The organism is Nocardioides montaniterrae, assembly GCF_054782655.1.
In genome coordinates, this window is the sequence record NZ_BAAGSB010000004.1 from 191,299 (window position 1) to 211,651 (window position 20,353).

At 71.5% G+C, this 20,353-nt stretch carries 14 protein-coding genes; 11 read left to right on the forward strand and 3 right to left on the reverse strand.

The window, feature by feature from the left end:
- Window positions 1-72: 72 nt before the first annotated feature.
- The 3 genes from ACYVJ3_RS08865 to ACYVJ3_RS08875 are packed head-to-tail and all read left to right on the forward strand — an operon-like array spanning window position 73 to window position 4,001.
- Window positions 73-2,283, forward strand: coding sequence for a transglycosylase domain-containing protein (locus ACYVJ3_RS08865; RefSeq protein WP_460852519.1), 2,211 nt, complete (start codon window positions 73-75; stop codon window positions 2,281-2,283).
- Between the two features lies 1 nt (window position 2,284).
- On the forward strand, window positions 2,285-3,694 hold the full coding sequence (locus ACYVJ3_RS08870) for a glycosyltransferase family 87 protein (RefSeq protein ID WP_460852520.1): 1,410 nt from the start codon (window positions 2,285-2,287) through the stop codon (window positions 3,692-3,694).
- Window positions 3,695-3,707: 13 nt separating this feature from the next.
- Entirely contained in the window at window positions 3,708-4,001 is a 294-nt protein-coding gene (locus ACYVJ3_RS08875; protein WP_460852521.1) for a hypothetical protein, read from the forward strand.
- Here ACYVJ3_RS08875 and ACYVJ3_RS08880 read toward each other — a convergent pair.
- Window positions 3,991-5,049, reverse strand: a complete 1,059-nt coding sequence (locus tag ACYVJ3_RS08880) for an alanine racemase (protein ID WP_460852522.1) — start codon at window positions 5,047-5,049, stop codon at window positions 3,991-3,993. The genes ACYVJ3_RS08875 and ACYVJ3_RS08880 overlap by 11 nt on opposite strands.
- A gap of 1 nt (window position 5,050) precedes the next feature.
- A complete protein-coding gene (locus ACYVJ3_RS08885) occupies window positions 5,051-6,163 on the reverse strand; it encodes a lipid II:glycine glycyltransferase FemX (protein WP_460852523.1) in 1,113 nt (370 codons plus the stop codon).
- Window positions 6,164-6,392: 229 nt separating this feature from the next.
- On the opposite strand from ACYVJ3_RS08885, the gene ACYVJ3_RS08890 reads away from it, so the two are divergent.
- The 8 genes from ACYVJ3_RS08890 to ACYVJ3_RS08925 all read left to right on the forward strand — a co-directional run bounded on the left by ACYVJ3_RS08890 (window position 6,393) and on the right by ACYVJ3_RS08925 (window position 19,447).
- Window positions 6,393-7,064 carry a TetR/AcrR family transcriptional regulator gene (locus ACYVJ3_RS08890; RefSeq protein WP_460852524.1) on the forward strand — a complete coding sequence of 224 codons (672 nt, stop codon included), beginning with the start codon at window positions 6,393-6,395 and terminating at the stop codon, window positions 7,062-7,064.
- Between the two features lie 261 nt (window positions 7,065-7,325).
- Window positions 7,326-8,456, forward strand: a complete 1,131-nt coding sequence (locus tag ACYVJ3_RS08895) for a hypothetical protein (protein ID WP_460852525.1) — start codon at window positions 7,326-7,328, stop codon at window positions 8,454-8,456.
- A 156-nt stretch (window positions 8,457-8,612) separates the two neighbouring features.
- Entirely contained in the window at window positions 8,613-11,699 is a 3,087-nt protein-coding gene (locus ACYVJ3_RS08900; RefSeq protein ID WP_460852527.1) for a hypothetical protein, read from the forward strand.
- A gap of 36 nt (window positions 11,700-11,735) precedes the next feature.
- Window positions 11,736-15,506, forward strand: coding sequence for a hypothetical protein (locus ACYVJ3_RS08905; RefSeq protein WP_460852529.1), 3,771 nt, complete (start codon window positions 11,736-11,738; stop codon window positions 15,504-15,506).
- A gap of 135 nt (window positions 15,507-15,641) precedes the next feature.
- A complete protein-coding gene (locus ACYVJ3_RS08910) occupies window positions 15,642-17,084 on the forward strand; it encodes an FAD/NAD(P)-binding protein (protein WP_460852530.1) in 1,443 nt (480 codons plus the stop codon).
- Window positions 17,081-18,166 (forward strand): sortase domain-containing protein, encoded by a 1,086-nt coding sequence (locus tag ACYVJ3_RS08915; protein ID WP_460852532.1) that lies wholly within the window; start codon window positions 17,081-17,083, stop codon window positions 18,164-18,166. Before ACYVJ3_RS08910 ends, ACYVJ3_RS08915 begins: the two co-directional genes overlap by 4 nt.
- Before the next feature lies 1 nt (window position 18,167).
- The gene (locus ACYVJ3_RS08920; RefSeq protein WP_460852533.1) at window positions 18,168-18,833 is read left to right on the forward strand and encodes a class F sortase; all 666 of its coding nucleotides are present in this window, start codon (window positions 18,168-18,170) and stop codon (window positions 18,831-18,833) included.
- The gene (locus ACYVJ3_RS08925; protein ID WP_460852534.1) at window positions 18,830-19,447 is read left to right on the forward strand and encodes a sortase domain-containing protein; all 618 of its coding nucleotides are present in this window, start codon (window positions 18,830-18,832) and stop codon (window positions 19,445-19,447) included. Before ACYVJ3_RS08920 ends, ACYVJ3_RS08925 begins: the two co-directional genes overlap by 4 nt.
- A gap of 69 nt (window positions 19,448-19,516) precedes the next feature.
- Here the strand turns inward: ACYVJ3_RS08925 and ACYVJ3_RS08930 are convergent, their stop codons facing one another.
- The gene (locus tag ACYVJ3_RS08930; protein ID WP_460852535.1) at window positions 19,517-20,314 is read right to left on the reverse strand and encodes a deoxyribonuclease IV; all 798 of its coding nucleotides are present in this window, start codon (window positions 20,312-20,314) and stop codon (window positions 19,517-19,519) included.
- Window positions 20,315-20,353 lie beyond the last annotated feature (39 nt).

Sequence of the window (20,353 nt, forward strand, 5' to 3'; positions counted from 1 at the left end):
GGAGTACGTCGTCAGGCCGGGAGCCGCGCCAAGGGTCGCGCTGGCGCCACCCGCAAGGGTGGGAAGTCGTGGTTGAAGCGCACCCCTCGGTGGGTCTCGTTCGTCTACTTCATCGTCATCCCGCTGCTGTGTCTGGGCCTGGTCGGCATCGTCGGTTTCATCATCGCCTACAAGTCGATCGACATCCCCGACCCGAACAGCGCGTACCTGACCCAGACGACGCACGTCTACTACGCCAACGGCAAGACCGACCTCGGTGACTTCGCCGTCCAGGACCGTACGGCGATCCCGCTCGCGGAGATGCCCCAGGCGATCAAGGACGGCGTCGTCGCGATCGAGAACCGCTCGTTCTGGACCGACAAGGGCATCGACCCCAAGGGCATCATCCGGGCGCTGTTCAGCAATGCCTCCGGCAACGCCACCCAGGGTGCCTCCACGATCACCCAGCAGTACGTGAAGCTGCTGTACCTGACCCAGGAGCGCAGCATCAAGCGCAAGGTCAAGGAAGCGATCCTGTCGCTGAAGATCCAGCAGCAGCAGTCCAAGCAGGAGATCCTGCAGGGCTACCTGAACACGGTGTACTTCGGCCGCGGCGCCTACGGCATCCAGGCCGCCGCGCACGCCTACTTCAACACCGAGGCCAAGAAGCTCAACCTGCGCCAGTGCGCAGCGCTCGCGGCGATGATCAACAACCCCAACTACATGGACCCGGCCAAGGGTGCGACCGAGAAGGCCAACCTGCTCGACCGCTACAACAAGGTGCTGAGCTCCATGGTGGCGATGGGCACGGCCGACCCCACCAAGGCGGACAAGGCCGAGAACCACCTGCCGAAGTTCCCCAAGATCAAGACCAGCGACCGGTACGGCGGCCAGCGCGGCCACATCCTCACGATGGTCAAGTCCGAGCTGGAGCGGCTCGGCTTCAGCGAGGAGGAGATCGACGGGGGCGGCCTCCAGGTCACCACCACGTTCACCAAGGCCGCGATGGATGCGGACGAGAAGGGCGTCGAGGAGCAGCGTCCGGCCGGCTTCGGGCCCAAGCACCTGCACATCGGTGTCGCCTCGGTCGAGCCGGGCACCGGCGCCGTACGGGGCCTGTACGCCGGCCAGGACTACCTGCAGTCCCAGCTCAACTGGGCGATCGCCGGCGGCCAGGCCGGTTCGACGATCAAGCCGTTCGCGCTGGCGGCCGGCCTCAAGGCGGGCTTCTCGCTCAAGGACACCTTCCAGGGCAACGGCCCCTACACCTACGCGGACGGCCACGAGGTCAACAACGAGGGCCACACGCCGTACGGCGCGCACGTCCCGTTGCTCAAGGCGCTCGAGGAGTCGATCAACACCGCGTTCGCCGACCTCACCATGTCGATCCCGGACGGGCCCGAGAAGATCAAGGCGCTGATCAACGCCGCGGGCATCCCGCCGGCCGAGCCCGCGCACCCGCCGTACGGCTTCCCGGACCACTCGCCGGGCCAGGAGGCGAACGCCGGCATCGCGCTGGGTTCGCAGACGGTCAGCCCGATCAACATGGCCAACGCCTACGCGACGATCGCCAACCACGGTGTCGCCGCCGACCCGTACATCATCGAGAAGGTCGTCGACAGCGACGGCAACGTCCGGTACCACCACAAGGTCAGCACCCACCGGGCCATCCCCGAGGACATCGACGCGGACACGACGTACGCGATGCAGCAGGTCGTCCAGCACGGCACCGGTACGGCGGCGCTGGCGCTCGGTCGTCCCGCCGCCGGCAAGACCGGCACGGCGACCAACGCCAAGGACCAGGTCGACTCGGCGTGGTTCGCCGGCTTCACGCCGCAGCTCGCGACGGCCGTGATGTACGTCCGCGGCCAGGGCAACGAGCAGCTCGACGGCTGGCTGCCGTCGTACTTCGGCGCCGACTACCCGGCCCGCACCTGGACCGCGATCATGCGGATGGCGCTGGAGGGCCTGCCGGTCGAGAGCTTCCCGCCGCCGGCGTTCGTCGACGGCACGGCGCCTGACGCCGGTCACGCTCCGGTCCCTCCGAAGCCGACCAAGACCAAGAGCACCGCGAAGGCGACCCCGACCAAGTCGGCGACCGCGACGCACTCGACGTCCGCGGCGACCTCGTCGGCCGCGCCGACCACCTCGAGCGCGCCTCCGACGCCGACGCCGAAGGACAGCGACGGCGACGGGATCCCGGACAAGAGCGACCCGTGCCCCAACGACCCGAAGAACCTCTGCACGACAGCTCCTCCGGGGAACAAGCCGGGCGGGGCGAACCCACCGCCGCCGGCAGGCTGACATGAGCGGTGCGGGTCCGCAGGTGCACCCGACGCGTGAGGACGGCGTCGTCGCCGCCCTCAGCGACGTGGTGGGTGGGCCGATGGGCGACCACGCCCGTCCCCACCGCTGGTGGACGCCGACCAAGGTCGTGCTGCTGCTGACCGCGGTGGTGTTCAGCCTGGGACTGGTCCAGAAGGCGCCGTGCGCGCTGGCGCAGGGTCACGACCAGAACTGGACCTACTCCCACATGTGCTACACTGACCTGCGCCCGCTGTACGTCCCACGCGGGTTCGCCGAGCTGACCTGGCCCTACTCCGGCGACACCGAGACCCGGGCGCGCTACGAGGTCATGGAGTACCCGGTCGGGATCTCCTACTGGGCCTGGGGAACCGCCTGGGTGACCCACTGGCTCAACGGCTCGCCGGACGTCGACGCACGCGCCTCCCAACCGGTCGACCGGCTGTGGGGCGATCCTTCGGTGCAGAAGGAGCTGACCATCTTCACGCTGGTCAACGCGGTCGGCTTCGCCGCACTGGCGCTGCTGGCGGCGTGGCTGCTCGCCAAGGTCGACCGCCGTCGCCCCTGGGACGCCGCGATCTTCGCGCTCTCACCCGCGTTGGCCCTCACCGGGCTGGTCAACTGGGACCTGATCTCGGTCGCCCTGGTCGCCGGCGCGCTGTGGAGCTGGTCGCGCGGCAGGCCGCTGCTGACCGGCGTCCTGATCGGCCTCGGCACGGCGACCAAGCTCTATCCGCTGTTCCTGCTCGGTGGGCTGCTGGTGCTCTGCATCCGCCAGCGCCGCTGGGCGGCGTTGGTCGCCTCGGTCCTCGGTGCTGCGGTCGCGTGGCTGGTGGCGAACGCGCCGGCGTACCTCTCGGGACCGGACCAGTGGAAGGTGTTCTGGCACTTCAACTCGAGCCGCGGTGCCGACCTGGGCTCGCTGTGGCAGGTCCTGGACCAGGCGCGCGGCGGCGGTACGTCGGCCCACACGATCAACGTGTGGTCCTGGGCGCTCTTCGGCGCCTGGTGCCTGGTCGTGCTGGTGCTCGGGCTGCGCGCGAAGCGGGTCACCTTCGCCCAGCTCGGGTTCCTGGTCGTCGCCGGGTTCCTGATCGTCAACAAGGTCTACTCGCCGCAGTACGTCCTGTGGCTGCTGCCGCTGGCGGCGCTCGCACGCCCGCGCTGGCGTGACCAGATCGTCTGGCAGGCATGCGAGGTCTACTACTTCTGCACGATCTGGTGGTTCCTCGGCGGCTACCTCTCGCCGGACGGCGGTGGCAACGCCGGCTTCTACTGGCTCGGCATCGTGGTCCGCGTCGCCGGTGAGGTCTACCTCGCGGTGATGATCATCCGCGAGATGTTCCGGCCGGAGCCGGCCCCGGCGGCGCAGCCGTCGATCGCGATCTCGTCCCAGCCCGTCGCGGTGTAGCCGCAGGCGACAGGTGCTCATCGTCGGATTCGGCATCGTCGCGTGGGTGATCCATGCCGTGCGGGTGTGGTCGGGACGTGGCTCGTGGTGGTCGATGGCGCTGTGGCTGGTCGGGCTGCCGCTGGCCTGCCTGGTCGACTACCTGTTGCTGCTGAGCACGCCTCTCGATCGAGGCGGAATGGCGGACCTGGATCCACACCGGTCGCAGCTGGTGCTCGACCTCTTCCTCGGCCTCGGTCTCTGGGCCGTCCTGCTCCTCGCCGAGCCGATCCTGCGACTGGTCAGGCCGCGGCGGGTCAGGAGATGACGATCTCGTCGAACTCCGTCGCGGTGTAGCGGACCCGGACATCGATCCGGTCGCCGACCTGCGGGACGTCGGCGCCGGGCAGGAACAACATCGACGCCTGCATGTGCGGGGGCTCGGCGAACGCGAGCTGGCGGCCGTCCAGGAAGTACGGCGAGCGCGCGCGCCCCATCGCCTCCAGACCGCCCTTGGCGACGGTGGCCGCCCGGGCGCGCGGCGACAGGTCGCCGGTCGGGGCGTCCAGGCCGATGCCGTTGGCGGTGCCGCCGCTGACGACGAGCAGGTGCCCGGCCCTCGGCGCGGTGCGGCCGCGGTAGCCGAAGCTCTCGCCTCGCCGGATCGGGTGCACGTCCTGCACGGTCGCGGTGACCGACAGCGCCCCGCGGTCACCGAGCCAGAGCGCGGTGCCGATCCGCGGACGGATGGTGAAGTCGGCGTACGTCGAGCGCAGCGTGTCGAGCTCGGTCGGGGTGAGGTGGCTGACCCAGATGGTGCGCGCGTGACGACCGGGCACGCCGGCGCCGACGTAGTCGGTGACCAGCCGGTCGACCTCGGGGAGGTGGCCGCCGGCCGCGAGCGGGAGGTGGATCGCGAGGCCCTCGACGCGAGCGCCGGGATGCTCGCGCAGCAGGGCGCCGGCCGCCCACAGGTCCTCGGCGGACAGGCCGTGGCGGCGCATGCTGGTCATCCGCTCCAGGACGACGCGTGCCGTGGGGTCGGCGGTGAGGATCGCGCGGAGGTCCTCGAGCCGGCTGATCGTGTGGATCAGGTCGGGGCGCTGCTGGCCGACCCAGGGACGCCACGGCGTGAGGACGAGGATGTCGCCGTCCCAGCGGAGCGCGAGCTGCGGCACCTCGGCGTACGTCCCGGCGGCGACGGCGGTCACGTCGTGGCCGCGCTCGCGCAGCCAGGTCGCGCGGCGGGCCAGGCGCGCGAGGGTCAGGCCGTAGCCGTTGCCCTTCGCCACCGGGACCAGACCGGGGTTGGCGGCCGCGACCTGCTCGAGGTGCGCGCGCCAGCGGGGGCCGTCGACGGTGAGCGTCAGGGACATCTCAGCGACGCCCCATGTAGATCTCGAAGGCCTTGTAGAGAGGTCGGTTGATCGGTAGGTCCCACTCACCGGCGTACTCGACGGCCTGGCCGCCGGTGCCGACCTTGAACTGGATCAGGCCGACGTGCGGGTCGTCGGCGTCGAGGGTCTCGGTGATGCCACGCAGGTCGTAGACGGTCGCGCCCGCGGCGAGCGCGTCGCGGATCATCGCCCACTGGATCGCGTTGGAGCCGCGCACCTCGCGCTTGATCGTGGAGGAGGCGCCGTAGGAGTACCAGGCGTGCTGGCCGACGCGGATCGCGATCGTGCTCGCCACCAGGTCGCCCTCGTGGCGGGCCAGGTGGAGCACGAAGCGCTCGGGATCCTCGGCCGTGAGTGCGTCGTACATCTTCTCGAAGTAGGACAGCGGTCGCGGGGTGAAGTGGTCGCGCTCGGCGGTGTGGACGTAGAGCTCGTGGAACGCCGGCAGGTCGGCGCGCGTGCCGCGGCTGGTCTCCACGCCCTCCTTGGCGGCCTTCTTGATGTTGCGGCGCCAGAGCTGGTTCATGCCCTTGAGCACGTCGTCCTCGGTGCGGCCCGCGAGCGGGACCTGGAAGACGAACTGCGGCTGGCCCGCGGCGAAGCCGCCGTCGACACCCTGGTGCCGCCAGCCGAGCCGGGCCAGCTGGGAGACGGTGCGGGCGCCCTGCGGGCTGCGCTCGGACGGCGGGATCTGCGAGAGCAGGTCGATCGCGGGGTCGGCGATGCCCTGCTTGATCTGCTCGGTCGACCAGCGGGCGGTCACCACCGGCGGACCGATCCGGACCGCGAAGGCACCCTGCTTCTTGAGGTGGGCGACCATCGGGTCGAGGTACGCCGCCAGGTCCTCGGTGTCCCAGTCGATGACCGGGCCCTCGGGCAGGTAGGCGAGGTAGCGCCGGAGCTTGGGGAGCTGGCGGTAGAGGACCAGTGCCGCACCGACCTGGGTGCCCGCGTCGTCGTACCAACCGAGCGACTCGGCCCGCCACTCGCTCTTGACCTTCGCCCACGCCGGCGTCTGGAGGAAGCTCGCCGACGGCAGGCCCGCCAGGTAGTCGTGGTGCTCGGTCGGGGAGATCGGGCGCACGAGAGGCATGGGGCAAGGCTAAACGGTGACGGGCCGTCGCCGCCGCGCGCCTCGACGCCCGGCGCGGTGCCGGGCGCCGGTCATCACCTGCTGAGATATCGAATGACCGCGTGGGCGCTTGATAACTACTGTTAATGGTGCTCGCATTTGAGCGTGAATCGCACTTGTTCTCGGAAAGGCGATCAATTTGTCGACAACCAGGCGTGACCGTCGTCGGGCAGCCACCTATGAAGAGATCGTGGCCGCGGCGCGGCTCCAGCTGGCCGAAGGTCGTGAGCTGGCCCTGCGCGGAATCGCCGATGCGATCGGGATGAGCTCGCCGGCCCTCTACCGGTACGTCGCCAGCCGCCGCCAGCTGATCGACCTGGTCGCCGAGACCGTCGACGCCGAGGCCGTGCGCGAGGTCGAGTCCGACGTCGCGCGCTACCCGGCCGGCGATCCGGGCGCGCGGTGGGTCGCCGGCTGGGCGGGCTACCGGCAGTGGGCCCTGCGCCACGGAGGTGAGTTCCGCCTGCTGGTGGCGCATCCGCGCAGCGGGGGCGAGCAGCCGTTGAGCCTGCGTGAGGCCTCCGACAACTACCTCGGCACGCTCCTGCACGACCTGTGGGCACACCGCGGGTTCGACGTACCTCCCGCTCCGGCAGGGGCCGTACGACGCCCGCCCCCGGGCGGTAGGTCGGGACGCCGGGAGGCCGACTGGTCCGCCGAGCTGGAGTGGCTGCACACCCGCGTCGGGGCCTCGCAGATCGGGATCATCACCCTGGAGGTGACCGGGTACGTCGAGGCCGAGCTGGTGGCGAACGGGGTGCTGTTCCGCGAGAACGTCGTGGACTGGCTGCCCCGTCTGGGGCTGGGCCCAGAGGTCGGCCGGCTCACCTCGGTGATCGACGCCGAGCTGTCCGTGCGGTGAAAGTGGCCGGACGGGAAACAATTCCCATTAATTCCTGAAATGGTCTAGACACCGCGAATTTTCGGGACTAAGAATTCTCACAGGGACGCGGATATTCGTTGAATATCCAAGTCCCGGTCACCGATGCCGCGGATCCTGGGGGATCGCGGTCGCGGTGACGGGGGGAGGGAGGCCACGCGCCTCCCGCGCCGATCCCACCGACTGAGGTTCCTCGGGGAATGACGCGACACGGAGGGTGTCGCCGATCAGGACGGTGACGACATGGGAGCAGTCGCGGCGACCGCATCATGCGGTCGGGCCGGCGTACGCGGGGGCCGCACGGCCCGGACCGCGTGCCGGCTCCTCGTGCTGCTCGGCCTGTCGTTCGTCGCGGTCCTGCTGCTCGGCAGCTCGGCCAATGCCAAGGACTGCGACCGCCCGAGCTGTGAGGCGGCCCCGGCCGCCCGGCCCGGTCTGGTGCACGGTCTGCTCGACCTGACCGGCTCGCTGCTGCACCCGCTGCTCGCCCACGCGAGCGACGCCCACCAGGCGACTCCGGTTCCCACGCCGCACGTGCCGGCCGCCCACGGCCCAGCCTCCACGCTTACCCATCACGTGACCGCGCCCCTGGCGAGCACGCTCGCCACGACGACCCCGGCCGCCGCCCAGCCTTCGCAGGGTGAGCCGGTCCGGTTGCCCTCGCTGCACGACGCGCTCGCCCCGGTCCTCGGCGCCGCGGCCCAGGCCGCGGACGGTGCCGTCGACATGGTCGCCGACGCGACCGCCCCGCTGCCGGTCGTCGGCTCGATGACCGCGCTCCTGCGCGACACGGGCACCGCGGTGGTAGACGCGGTCGGCTCCTCGGTCTCGTCCTTGGGCACGAGCCTGGACACCACGCTGGGTCAGGCGAGCGTCGCCCTCGGCACCGTCCTCGCGCCGCTCGCCGGCGGCCGCGCCGGTACGCCGACCGTCGGGTCCCCGACCGGTGCGAGCTCGCCGGCCGGTGCCGGCACCTCCTCCGTCGACTCACCCGCGGCGCACCTGAGCGACCTGCTCGTCCTCGGTGCTCGTCCGGGTCTCGCCGCCGGTTCCCCCGGCGCCTTCGCCGCGCTGGACGGTCCGGCTGCCGGCGTACCTTCTGCGCCGCCGGAGACCGCCGGCGCCGTCCTCGCGGCTCAGTCCGCTCCGGGCATCGTCACCGCTTCCGCGGTTCCGGTGCCGGGTGCAGTCGGTGCCGCTGCGGGTTCCACCCCGGGCCCCGCATCGAGCGGATCCACCGGCTCGCACGAGCTCACCCAGGTGGCTGGCACCTTCGCGTTCCGTGCAGTCATGGTGATCGGCAGTCCCGCCGTCACCGTCGCCGGGCCTCGGCCGGGCACTCCGTTGGTCGACCCGGGCTTCTCACCTGACTGAGCCCGCGTCACCCGCGTCGTCCTGACGCGGGGCCGTCGACCTCGCTCCGCCCACCTTCTCGGTGGCGCCCGGCGACGGCATTCGCAGGAGCCCTCTCGCTCCGTCCTTCGTAGCACCGACTTCCTCCGAAGCGATACCTGAAACAGGAGTAGTGACATGTCCATCACGTCTCGGAACGCGTACGACCGCGGTGAAGCACCCGCGAACTGGCAGCCGATCGGGCTCGCCACCCCACTGACGCCGAAGGCGGCGCAGACCTACGTCCACGACATCTCGGTCGTCCGCGCTCGTCGCGCCGCCCGATCGATCATCGCCCCCGGCGTGGTCCTCGCAGCCACCCTCGGCGTGGCCTCGACCGCTGCCGCCAGCGGCCTGATGGCGGCGCCCACCGTCGACGCCACCGCGTCGTCCACCTCCGTCTCCGCCTCGACCACCGGGGCCCCCACCACGACGTCGACGTCCACGACGTCGACCACCACCTCTCCGACGACCACGCCGGCGAGCACCGGGTCCACGACCTCTGCGCCCGGAGGCCTCGGAGGCCTCTCCGGTCTCAGTGCATCCATGCCGGGCGGCAGCCTCCCGGTCATCGGCAAGTTCGTGGCGAACGCGCCGATGATCTTCAGCGGCGGACTGCTCGCCGGCGCTCCGGCCGAGCAGACCTCGACCGACCCGAACCAGATGCCGCACTCCACCGGTGACCAGACCGAGAAGGGAGGCGGCGACATGTGCGACTTCTTCCTCCAGCACATGTGGAAGAACGAGGACGGCATCCCGGTCCTCGGCAGCATGTCGCACTTCCTGACCTATCACACGGATCCGTCGTACAAGAACCTGATGCTGTCGCTGGCCAGTGGCGCGATCGGCAACTCGCAGATGCCGGTCGTGAACATCTACCAGGGCCCGCTCGGCTGGATCCCGATCTTCAACCCGACCCACGTCCGCGGTCACGGAACCGACTACGTCACCCTCCTCACCGGCTGTGGCGGCATGGGTCTGCCGATCGACGTCAAGACCGGCAGGCTCAACCTCGACCGGCTGCCCACGCCCGAGAAGGTCATGAACCTCGCCCAGCGGGTCATGCCGAACGTCCCGTCGCTGCCGAAGCTGCTGGGTTCGGACTACCTCTACAACACGCTCCGCGTCGACGAGGTCACCAAGCGCCTCGGGTTCAACACCGTGATGACCCCGGACGAGTACCTGCAGTTCGCCGGCAAGAACTTCGACGTCTTCCGGACGCTCGCGACGACGGTCTTCTCGAAGATGAACGACCCGGTGTCGATCCTCGACGTCCTCAAGATCACCGACAACCTGCAGACCCTGCAGTCGCTCGGTCTGCCGGGCCTGCCGGGCACCAGCGGCAGCACGCTCACCAGTGGCCTCCCCACGGGTGGCCTGACCGCGGGCCTGCCGACCGCCGGCCTCTTCAGCGGGCTGCCGACCTCGCAGATCCCGACCGTGGGCCCGCTCGTCGCCGACCTGCTCGGCGCGCAGAACAACGTCCCGGTCCAGACCGTCACGATCAAGGGCAAGCAGTACACGGTCGCCCCGAACGACACCGTCACCGTCAACGGCATGCCGTACCCCGTCACCGACGGCAAGGTGACCATCGACGGGGTCTCCTACCCAGTGAAGACGTCGACCTCGTCGTCCACGCCGGGCTCGTCCACGCCGGGCTCGTCGACGCCGGGTTCGAGCACGCCGGGCTCGTCCACGCCGGGCTCGTCCACGCCGGGCTCGTCGCCGCTCGGAAGCCTGACCAGCTCGCTCCCGATCCTGGGCTCGACCACCGGTGACCCGAACTCGTCCTCGCCGCTCTCTGGCCTGACCAGCGCATTGCCGGTGAACCAGCTGACCGGTCCGATCTCGGGTGGTAGCCAGGGCGGTCTGCTGCCGTCCAGCGGCTCGCTCCCGGGTGCCGACCTGCTGAGCTCGCTCCCCGTCGTGGGCGGCGTGCTCTCCTCGGCCACCGGCCAGCCGGTCGAGTCCGTCACGCCGGGTTCGTCCACGCCGGGTTCGACGACGCCGGGTTCGACGACCCCGGGTTCGACGACGCCGGGTTCGACGACGCCGGGTTCGACGACGCCGGGTTCGACCACGCCGGGTTCGACCACGCCGGGTTCGACCACGCCGGGTTCGACGACCCCGGGTTCGACCACGCCGGGCTCGACCACGCCGGGCTCGACGACCCCGGGCTCGACGACCCCGGGTTCGACCACGCCGGGCGGATCCACCCAGACCTCCGGTTCGCTGCCCGGGCTGGGTTCCCTCGGCAGCCTCCCGGTCGTCGGCAGCGTCCTCGGCGGTTCCTCGGCTCCGGCGACTACTCCGCAGCCGGGCACCCAGCAGCCGGGCACCCAGCAGCCGGGCACCCAGCAGCCGGGCACCCAGCAGCCGGGCAGCCCGCAGGGCGGCACCCCGGCCGGGACCACTCCGTCCACCACGACACCCGGTTCCGTGACCCCGGCACCCGAGCCCAACCCGGCTCCGGCACCGGAGCCCGCGCCGGCTCCTGCCCCGGCGCCCACCCCGGCGCCTGCGCAGCAGGGCAAGGTCGCCTTCACCATCGGCCAGACGACGGTCAACGGCGGCAGCTCCGGCATCTCGGTGCAGAAGGGCTCGAGCGTGACGTTCAGGGTCCCGGTCACCAACACGGGCAACCTGCCGCTGACGCACCTGTCCGGCATCACCTCCGACGGCGGCCACATGACCACGCCGGTAGGGGCGGTGCAGCCCGGTCAGACGGCGTACCTGACCTACACCGTTCCGGCCGGGACCGGCCTGAACTCGGTCGGGTTCAACATCGTCGCGTCGAACGAGAACGGCCAGCAGATGGCCAAGACCTGCGCGGCGTCGTACACCGGTGAGGCCCCGGCCGCCGGCAAGATCGCGGCCGGCAGCTCGGTGTCGGTGAACGGCCAGGCGGCCAACCCGGTGGTCCGGTACACGTTCCACTCGACCGCCCCGGCGAAGGTCGCCTTCCAGGTGACCAACACCGGCAACGCGCCGATCCGCACCCTCACCGCGACGTCGCCGAACGGCTCCGTCAGCTGCGCGAAGTCCTCGCTGCAGCCCGGTGAGTCCACGACCTGCACCGTGGGGATCGCCCCGCAGTCGGGCCAGAACCGGGTGAAGGTCGATTTCACCGGTGTCGACGTCAACGGCAACACCACGACCAGCACGAAGTCGCTCGACTACACGCTCTGCACCTGCGGCGGCTCCGACGCTGCGCCGGGCGCATGAGTACCTCGGGAAAGGTGAAGTGAGATGAATCCATGGATGAGGCGGTCAGTGGAGGCCGGCTTGTTCGTCGGCGGGTTCCTCGCTGTCGGTGTGGGCGTCGCCCACGCCGACAGCGGGACCACCACGCCCGCGAACAATGACCCGAGTCTTCTCCAGCCCGTCACGCAGCTGCTGAAGAGCACGCCCGCAACCGGAAGCCTGTCCGACACCGTCAACAGCATCGCCAGCAGCCTCAGCGGCCGGCAGGTTCCGACGTACGCCGTCCCGAAGGTCTCCGTGTCGCCGGCGATCCAGGCGCAGGCCGCCCCGGCGCCTGCGGCTCCGGCGCCCGCTCCTGCGGAGCCGGCTGCCCCGGCGCCTGCCGCCGACGCCCAGGCGGCGTCGGCGGTGGCCTCGGTCCCGCGCCCCAGCGGGATCCAGTCGGGACGGCAGGACACCGCGACGCTCGCCGCGTCGTCGGGCGCGAGCGGATCGGGCTGCGAGTGCGACATCACCTCGCAGACCCCCACCGTCAACCAGACGGCGGCGGGTGCTCCGGGCGTCGCCTCGGCTCCGGCCGGCGAGCCCGCCGACCTCGCCATCCCGGTCTACAACAGCTCGGACGGCACGATCAGCAACCTCACGGCGACGACGCCGCAGGGTTCGCTGGCCTGCACCGACGCCCAGCTGGGCGCCGGCGGCGACACCACGTGCAGCGGCAGCTACACGCCCGTCGTCGGAGCCCAGACCGTTCCGGTGACGGTGTCGGGCATCAACGCCGACGGCACCACGCGGACCAGCGGTACGGCGTACCTCACGGGGACGACGTCGGCCGCTGCCGCCGGGCCCGACCCGGTCGGTCCGGACGCCGTTCCGGGTGCTCAGCCCGCCGACGCGCTCTCGAACGCGTGCGACTGCGTCGTGACCAGCGGTACTCCCATCTTCGACGGGATGGCCGCGGGTGCTCCGCAGACGGCGCAGGCGCCGGCCGGGCAGTCGGGCAGTCTCTCGGTGCCGGTGACCAACACCGGGACCGCGAACGTCGCGGACCTGCAGGCGCACACGCCCCAGGGATCGATGACGTGCGACGAGACCGCGCTGGCACCCGGTGGTTCCACGGTCTGCTCCGAACCGTTCACGCCGGACGCCGGTGACCAGGTCGTCCCGATCACGGTCTCCGGTACGACGCCCGCCGGCATCAAGTCGACCACGGGCTACGGCTACGTGACCGGTGTCAGTGGTTCGACGACGCCTGGTTCGACGACGCCTGGTTCGACGACGCCTGGTTCGACGACGCCTGGTTCGACGACGCCTGGTTCGACGACGCCTGGTTCGACCACGCCTGGTTCGACCACGCCTGGTTCGACCACGCAGGGTTCGACCACGCAGGGTTCGACCACGCCGGTCGGCTCCTCGTCGGTTCCGACCGGGTCGATCTCGGTCAACGGTGGGAGCTACCCGGTGATGGGTACCTCGGCCCTGGTCGACGGGGTGAGCTACCCGGTGAACCCGGACGGCACGGTCACGATCGGCGACATGACCTACTCGGTCACGCCGTCGACGCCGGGTTCGACCTCGCCGGGTTCGACCTCACCGGGTTCGACCTCACCGGGTTCGACGACGCCGGTCTCCCAGACGCCGGATGCCACGGCGCCGACGCCGACCGGCTCGATCTCGGTCAACGGGGCGAACTTCCCGGTGAGCGGTACGTCGGCCATGGTCGACGGGGTGAGCTACCCGGTGAACCCGGACGGCACGGTCACCATCGGTGACATGACCTACCCGGTCAGCGCATGGACCCCCGGTACGCCGCCCGGCGGCTGCACGGCCCAGATGCCCTCCGGTTCGACGACGTCGGGTTCGTCTACGCCTGGTTCGTCCACGCCGGGTTCGACCACGCCGGGTTCGACCACGCCGGGTTCGACCACGCCTGGTTCGACAACGCCGGGTTCGACGACCCCGGGTGCGACCACGCCTGGTTCGACGACGCCTGGTTCGACGACGCCCGGTTCGACCACGCCGGGTTCGACCACGCCTGGCTCGGCTCCGTCGGGTTCGGTGACGGTTGGTGGCGTTGAGTACCCGGTGTCGGGTGGCTCGGTCACGGTCGGCGGGACGTCGTACCCGGTGAACTCGGATGGGACGGTCACGATCGGTGGCCAGAACATTCCGGTGACGCCTGGTTCGACGACGCCTGGTTCGACGACGCCTGGTTCGACGACGCCTGGTTCGACGACGCCTGGTTCGACCACGCCTGGCTCGACCACGCCTGGCTCGACCACGCCTGGCTCGACCACGCCTGGCTCGACGCCGTCGGGTTCGGTGACGGTCGGTGGCGTTGAGTACCCGGTGTCGGGTGGCTCGGTCATGATCGGCGGGACGTCGTACCCCGTGAACCCGGATGGGACGGTCACGATCGGTGGCCAGAACATCCCGGTCACGCCTGGTTCGACCACGCCTGGTTCGACCACGCCTGGCTCGACGCCGTCGGGTTCGGTGACGGTCGGTGGCGTCGAGTACCCGGTGTCGGGTGGCTCGGTCACGATCGGCGGGACGTCGTACCCGGTGAACCCGGATGGGACGGTCACGATCGGTGGCCAGAACATTCCGGTGACGCCTGGTTCGACCACGCCTGGTTCGACGACCCCTGGTTCGACCACGCCTGGTTCGACCACGCCTGGTTCGACCACGCCTGGCTCGACGACGCCTGGCTCGGTGACGGTCGGGGGGACGTCGTATCCGGTGAACCCGGACGGGACGGTCACGGTCGGCGGGACGACGTACCCGGTGAACCCGGACGGGACGGTCACGATCGGTGGCCAGAACATCCCGGTCACGCCTGGCTCGACTACGCCTGGCTCGACCACGCCCGGATCGACCACGCCCGGATCGACCACGCCCGGATCGACCACGCCTGGTTCGACCACGCCTGGTTCGACCACGCCTGGTTCGACCACGCCTGGCTCGACGACGCCTGGTTCGACGACGCCCGGTTCGGTGACGGTCGGGGGGACGTCGTATCCGGTGAACCCGGATGGGACGGTCACGGTCGGCGGGACGACGTACCCGGTGAACCCGGACGGGACGGTCACGATCGGTGGCCAGAACATCCCGGTCACGACGACGCCTGGCAGCACCACCGACGGTCCGACCGCCGGGAGCGGCGACTCGGCCTCTCCGGTGCTGAAGATCAGCACGGCGGAGGTCAACGGCCAGTCGGCCTCGAACGGCGCGGTGCAGGTCGCGGCGCACCGTCCGCAGACGGTCTCCTTCACGGTCACGAACACCAGCGACCGGACGGTCACCGGTGTCAGCGGCACGGCGGCCGGGGAGTCGACGTCCTGCTCGAGCACCGAGCTCGCGCCCGGCGAGAGCGCGACCTGCATGGGTCGCTTCACGCCGGAGCGGGGTGTGCAGGCCAGCCCGATCGTCGTGTCCGCGGTGCAGCCCGATGGGTCGCGCACGGTCAGCCACCAGACCCTCCGCGTCCAGGGCACGGCCCCGGCGCAGAGCCCCGGTGGCGTGATCAGCGCGGTGGGTGCGGGGGCGCCTGCCCCTGGCACCGTCGCGCTGGGTGACGTCAGCGGTCTGGCGGGGGAGGTCGGTCCGGTGAGCTCCGGCGTACCCGGCCCGATCTCGCAGTTCGTGAACCCGTCGCTGGGTGCCTTCCCGATGCCGGCCGGCGCAGTTGCCGCCGGTGGCGGCGGCATGGCCGACAAGGCGCAGGACGACGGGGGCTCCGACGAGTCGCCGTGGGTCTGGAGTCTCCTCCTCGCCGGTGGTGCGTCCGTCGCCATCGCGCGGTCCCGTCAGCGCGTACGTCGCTGAGCGCAGGTCGGTGTGGTGCGGCGGTCGGCGCCGCCGCACCACACCGACCTTCCTCTCCTGCCACCGAAAGGCAGTCCTTTGAGCACCACGTTGGAAACCACGGATGTGGGCAACGGCGACCCGGCCGAACGCCTCGTGAGCGAGGAGCAGCTCGCCGCGCAGAAGATCCCCGTCACCCAGGTCAAGGTCGTCAGCATCGGCGGCGGCCTCGGCTCGTTCGCCCTGGTCGACCGGCTCCGCATCGGCGGCGTACCGGCCGGCGACATCGCCGTCGTCAGCGCGCACCGCCAACCCGTCGGCGCGTTCCTGGAGCGCAGCACGTCGTCGGGCCTCTTCCTCGACGACCGTCTCCGCTCGGACTCGCGGGCGCGGATCGACAACCCCTGGGGCTTCCCGGGGTACGCCGCCGGCGAGGCCTGGTCGAGCCGCTCGGTGAAGCCGCTGCTGGGCGCGATCGGCCGACCGCTCGCGAAGCAGCCCTACACGCCGACCGTGCGCCGGATGAACAGCGCCGTCACCCGCGAGGGCCACCGCATCGGCTGGTCGCGGATGACGGTCGTCGCCCAGGCCGAGTACCTGTTCAAGCGCGCCGGCGGCGGCTACTTCGTCATCTGCCGCAAGGACGGGCGCCTCGCCGCGCTGCAATGCGACCACGTGCATCTCGCGCTCGGAGCCCCCGGCCCGACGATCACCCCGGAGGCCGACGAGTTCCGCACCGGCGACGAGGACGGCCGGGTGCGGCACGTCTACGAGGAGCACGAGGACGTCATCGAGAGCCTCGCGGCGTCCGGCGGATCGGTCGTCGTCCGCGGCGCCGGCACCTCCGCCGCCAACCTGCTGCGACGCATCGGCGCGGCCCGCGAGGTCAACGGTGCCGACATCCACGTCTGGCACCTGATGCGCCGCTGGCCGGTCGCCGACGACATCCGTCCGGAGGACTCGGTCGGCCTCGGGTTCGTCCGCCAGGACCTCGACTTCCCACGGTCGGCGTACGGCGGCGAGCTCGGCGACCGCATCCGTGCCACCGAGGACGAGGACGAGCGGATCCGCCTCATCGAGCAGCTCGGGGCCACCACGTCCCCGTTCCACGGAGAGACCGAACGGGTCCTGGCGAGCGGTCGGCACGAGGGTTGGTACGACGCCGTGGTCGGCCAGGTCGAGTCGTTCATGCCGCGCGGGGCCAAGGTCGTCGCCTCGGTCCGGCTCGAGAACGGCGAGGAGATGGCGCTCGCCGCCGACCACGTCCTGGACGCCACCGGCCTGGAGCGGCGCGCCGACCATCACGGCCTCGTCGCCGACCTGCTCCGGTTCAACGACGTGAGCCTCAACCGCCTCGGCGGCCTGCGCGTGGACGAGGTCTTCGGTGTCACCGGCGGCACCAGCGGCGAGGGCCGCATGTTCGCGAGCGGGGCCACCGCGCGCGGCGGCCACTACGGGCCGGTCGACTCCTTCGCCGGCATGCAGTACGCCGCCCTCACGATCGCCGATCAGCTGGCGGCGGCCGGGATCGGCCGACGCCTCGGGCCGCTGCGCTCGCTCAGAGGCTGGCTCGGCTGGATGGGAGGGCGGGAGCTGTGACCCCCACGTTCGCGGGTCGCCTGCAGACCCGCCTGCTGCTCGCCGTGGTGGTGGGCCTGCCCATGGCCCTGCTCGCGAGCCTCGTGCTCGGTGGGCTGGGTGCCATCACCGCGGTGCTCGTGCTCGGTGTCGTGACCGTGCTCGGTGTCGGGTGGGAGTGCGTGGACCACGCCCTCCAGCAGCGGCGCTGGGAGGGCGACTGGCCCGCCCCGCTCGCCCTGGGGGCAGGCGTGGTCGAGGGCCTGATCGACAACCCGGTCGTGCACCTGCTGGGCATCGGGATCGGCTTCGGGCACTACTGCGCGCTGTTCGCGATGGCGTGGGGCGTGCCGTGGCTGGTCGGTCGCGGTCCGCTCGCGGTGTTCCTGCCCGGCTGGCAGCACCGCGGGCTGCGGGTCGTGCCCGCGAGCCCCGGGTCCGGTGTCGCACGCGCTCCGCGCGTCCGTCGTACGCCGAGCCTGCCGCGACCCAGCCGCCAGCAGCTCGTGGTCCTCGGCGGCTTCGCCGCGATGGTCGCCGCGGTGGTGCTGCTCGCGCCGCTGGTGGGACCGCACGAGCGACCGGCCCGTGAGACCCCGGTGGCACACGACGCCGAGATGCCGCAACCGCACCTGGCGACGGTCGCCGGTGCGCGGACCTGGGACACCAGGCAGCGGGTCACGCCGACCGGGCTGTCCTTCGCGGCGGTCGGTGTCGACGACGCGCCGGCCCAGGTCCGGATGACCAACCAGGGCACGCTCGGCACCCCGCGTGGCGAGCACGCCGCGTGGTTCGCCCAGGGAGCCGCGCCCGGCCAGCGGGGACCGGCCGTCTTCATCGGCGATGCCAAGGGGGTCTTCGCGAAGCTGGGCTCCGCGCAGGCCGGGCAGCGGTTCAGCACCACACGGGCCGACGGCAGCAAGGTCACCTTCGTCGTGGACGAGGTCGACCGGGTGGCGCCCGCGCAGTTCCCGACGCGCCGGGTCTACGGCCGCTCGCTCAAGCCGCTGGCCCGCCTGATCAGCTACGACACCGCGACCGGGCGCAACGTCATCGTCTTCGCCCACGCGGTCTCGGTCACCACGACGGCGATGAGGGGCTGAGATGACGACCGCGCACCGCGACCTCGCCGTACGCCGGCTGCCCGGCACCGGCTGCTGGGTGGGCGCTGTCCTCCTGGTGCTGGTCGTGGTCGCGGTCCTGCTGGACGGTCGGGGCGGTCCGGCCGTCCCGACCCCGCCGAAGGACACGGCGGCGCAGGCAGGGCTCGCGCCCCGGGCTGGCGCCGGCCCGAAGGTTCGTCCGGTCCGCCTGGCGATCCCGCGGATCGACGTACGGACCCGGCTGATGGGGCTCGGCCTGACGAGCGAGCGTGAGCTCGAGGTCCCGCCGCTGTCCCAGGCGGACACGGCCGGCTGGTACGACCTCGGCCCGGTGCCCGGGCAGGTCGGTCCGGCCGTGCTCGCCGGCCACGTCGACTCCGAGACCGGTCCGGCGGTGTTCTACGCGCTCTCGGCGCTCCACCGCGGCGACACGGTGGAGGTCGATCGCAGCGACCGCAGGACGGCCGTGTTCTCGGTCGACCGCGTCGCGGCGTACGCGAAGAGGACGTTCCCCACCCGCGCCGTGTACGGCGAGACCCGTGATGCCGAGCTGCGGCTGATCACCTGCGGCGGCACCTACGAGCGGGACAACGGCGGCTACCAGTCCAACGTCGTCGTCTTCGCGCACCTTGATCGGCTGGAGAGAACCCCTCGGGAGGGCAGATGAGCTCGTCGTACTCACGCACGCACCGCATCGCGGCGTACGGATTCCTGGCGTGCCTGGCGCTGATGCTCGTCGCCGGGTTGATCAACGGGGCCAAGGGCTCGCGCCCCGCTGAGGCGGAGCCTGCCCCGGAGCCGACCGGGTCGGCAGCGCCCAGCTCGTCGGCGCCGCTGCCGGCCTCGCCGCCGACCCGGCTGAGGATCCCGCGCCTGCACCTCGACGTCCGGGTCGTGCGGCTCGGCGCGGCGGCCGGCGGCCATGACCTCGCCCTTCCACCGCTGCGAGCGGCCGGCTGGGATGCCACCTCGGTGACCCCCGGCGAGGCCGGCGTCTCCGTGGTGGCGGGCTTCATCGAGCGCCGGGTCGGGGAGCCCGGTGCGCTCGAGCAGCTGCACCGCCTCGGCGCGGGGGATCGGATCGTCGTACGCCGGCGCGACGGTGCCGCGGTGCGGTACCGCGTCACCAAGATCGCGTTCTACCCGCGCGGCAAGCTGCCGGCGACGCAGGTCTTCGCCTCGGTCGGCCGCCCGGAGCTGCGGCTGGTCAGCGTCGGCGGACCGCTCCACCGCGGTGACCCGATCGGCAACGCGGTCGTCTTCGCGACGAGGGCGGGCTGACCCCACGACCAGCGGCGGGGGCTCCCCATCTCGGGGGTGAGCCCCCGCCGCACACGACTCAGGCGCGGCTCAGAGCCGCTCGCGCAGCCAGCCGAAGTCGGTGACGTGCTGGTCGGCGCCACCGGGCGTCTCGCAGATGACCGGTGCACCGGCCTCGCGGATCACGTGGGCGAGCAGGTCGGGCTCGATCATCCCGGCGCCGAAGTTGGCGTGCCGGTCGGCTCCGGAGTCGAAGTCGTCGCGGCTGTCGTTGGCGTGGACCAGGTCGATCCGGCCGGTGATCGCGCGGACGTCGTCGACGATCGTCTCCAGCTTGTTGCCGCCCGCGTGGGCGTGGCAGGTGTCCAGGCAGAAGCCGACCATGTCGGCACCCTCCGCCGAGGAGATCGCGTCCCACACGCCCTTGATCCGGTCGAGGTAGCGGGTCATCGCGTTGGTCCCGCCGGCCGTGTTCTCGATCAGCAGCGGGATCTTGAGGTCGGTCGCCTCGATCGCCTTGCGCCAGTTGTCGAAGCCCTTGGCGGGGTCGTCGTCGTCCTGGACGTGACCGCCGTGCACGATCAGGCCCTTCGCGCCGAGCTCGGCGGCGGCGTCCATGTGCTGCTGGAGCAGCTTGCGGCTGGGGATCCGCTGGCGGTTGTTCGTGGTCGCGACGTTGATGAGGTACGGCGCATGGACGTACAGGTCGACGCCCGCCGCCTCGGCCGCCGAACGCAGCGCGGTCGCGCCGTCGGCGTACGAGATCACGGGGCCCTTGTAGGACTGGGGGTTGCCGAGGAAGAACTGGACGAGCGGCGCGTTGCGGGCGGCGGCCTCGGCCACGGGGTCGGTCTGGTCGACGTGGGCACCGATGCGCAGCTCGCTCATGCGGCCAGCCTAGTTTCGGCCACCGACGGGACGGGCAAT

Bases quoted from the DNA above. Each gene is read 5' to 3' on its own strand.
- ACYVJ3_RS08870 (WP_460852520.1), top strand. From the start codon at position 2,285: ATGAGCGGTGCGGGTCCGCAGGTGCACCCGACGCGTGAGGACGGCGTC.
- ACYVJ3_RS08925 (WP_460852534.1), top strand. From the start codon at position 18,830: ATGAGCTCGTCGTACTCACGCACGCACCGCATCGCGGCGTACGGATTC.
- ACYVJ3_RS08880 (WP_460852522.1), bottom strand. From the start codon at position 5,049: ATGTCCCTGACGCTCACCGTCGACGGCCCCCGCTGGCGCGCGCACCTC.
- ACYVJ3_RS08920 (WP_460852533.1), top strand. From the start codon at position 18,168: ATGACGACCGCGCACCGCGACCTCGCCGTACGCCGGCTGCCCGGCACC.
- ACYVJ3_RS08885 (WP_460852523.1), bottom strand. From the start codon at position 6,163: ATGCCTCTCGTGCGCCCGATCTCCCCGACCGAGCACCACGACTACCTG.
- ACYVJ3_RS08930 (WP_460852535.1), bottom strand. From the start codon at position 20,314: ATGAGCGAGCTGCGCATCGGTGCCCACGTCGACCAGACCGACCCCGTG.
- ACYVJ3_RS08905 (WP_460852529.1), top strand. From the start codon at position 11,736: ATGAGGCGGTCAGTGGAGGCCGGCTTGTTCGTCGGCGGGTTCCTCGCT.
- ACYVJ3_RS08900 (WP_460852527.1), top strand. From the start codon at position 8,613: ATGTCCATCACGTCTCGGAACGCGTACGACCGCGGTGAAGCACCCGCG.
- ACYVJ3_RS08895 (WP_460852525.1), top strand. From the start codon at position 7,326: ATGGGAGCAGTCGCGGCGACCGCATCATGCGGTCGGGCCGGCGTACGC.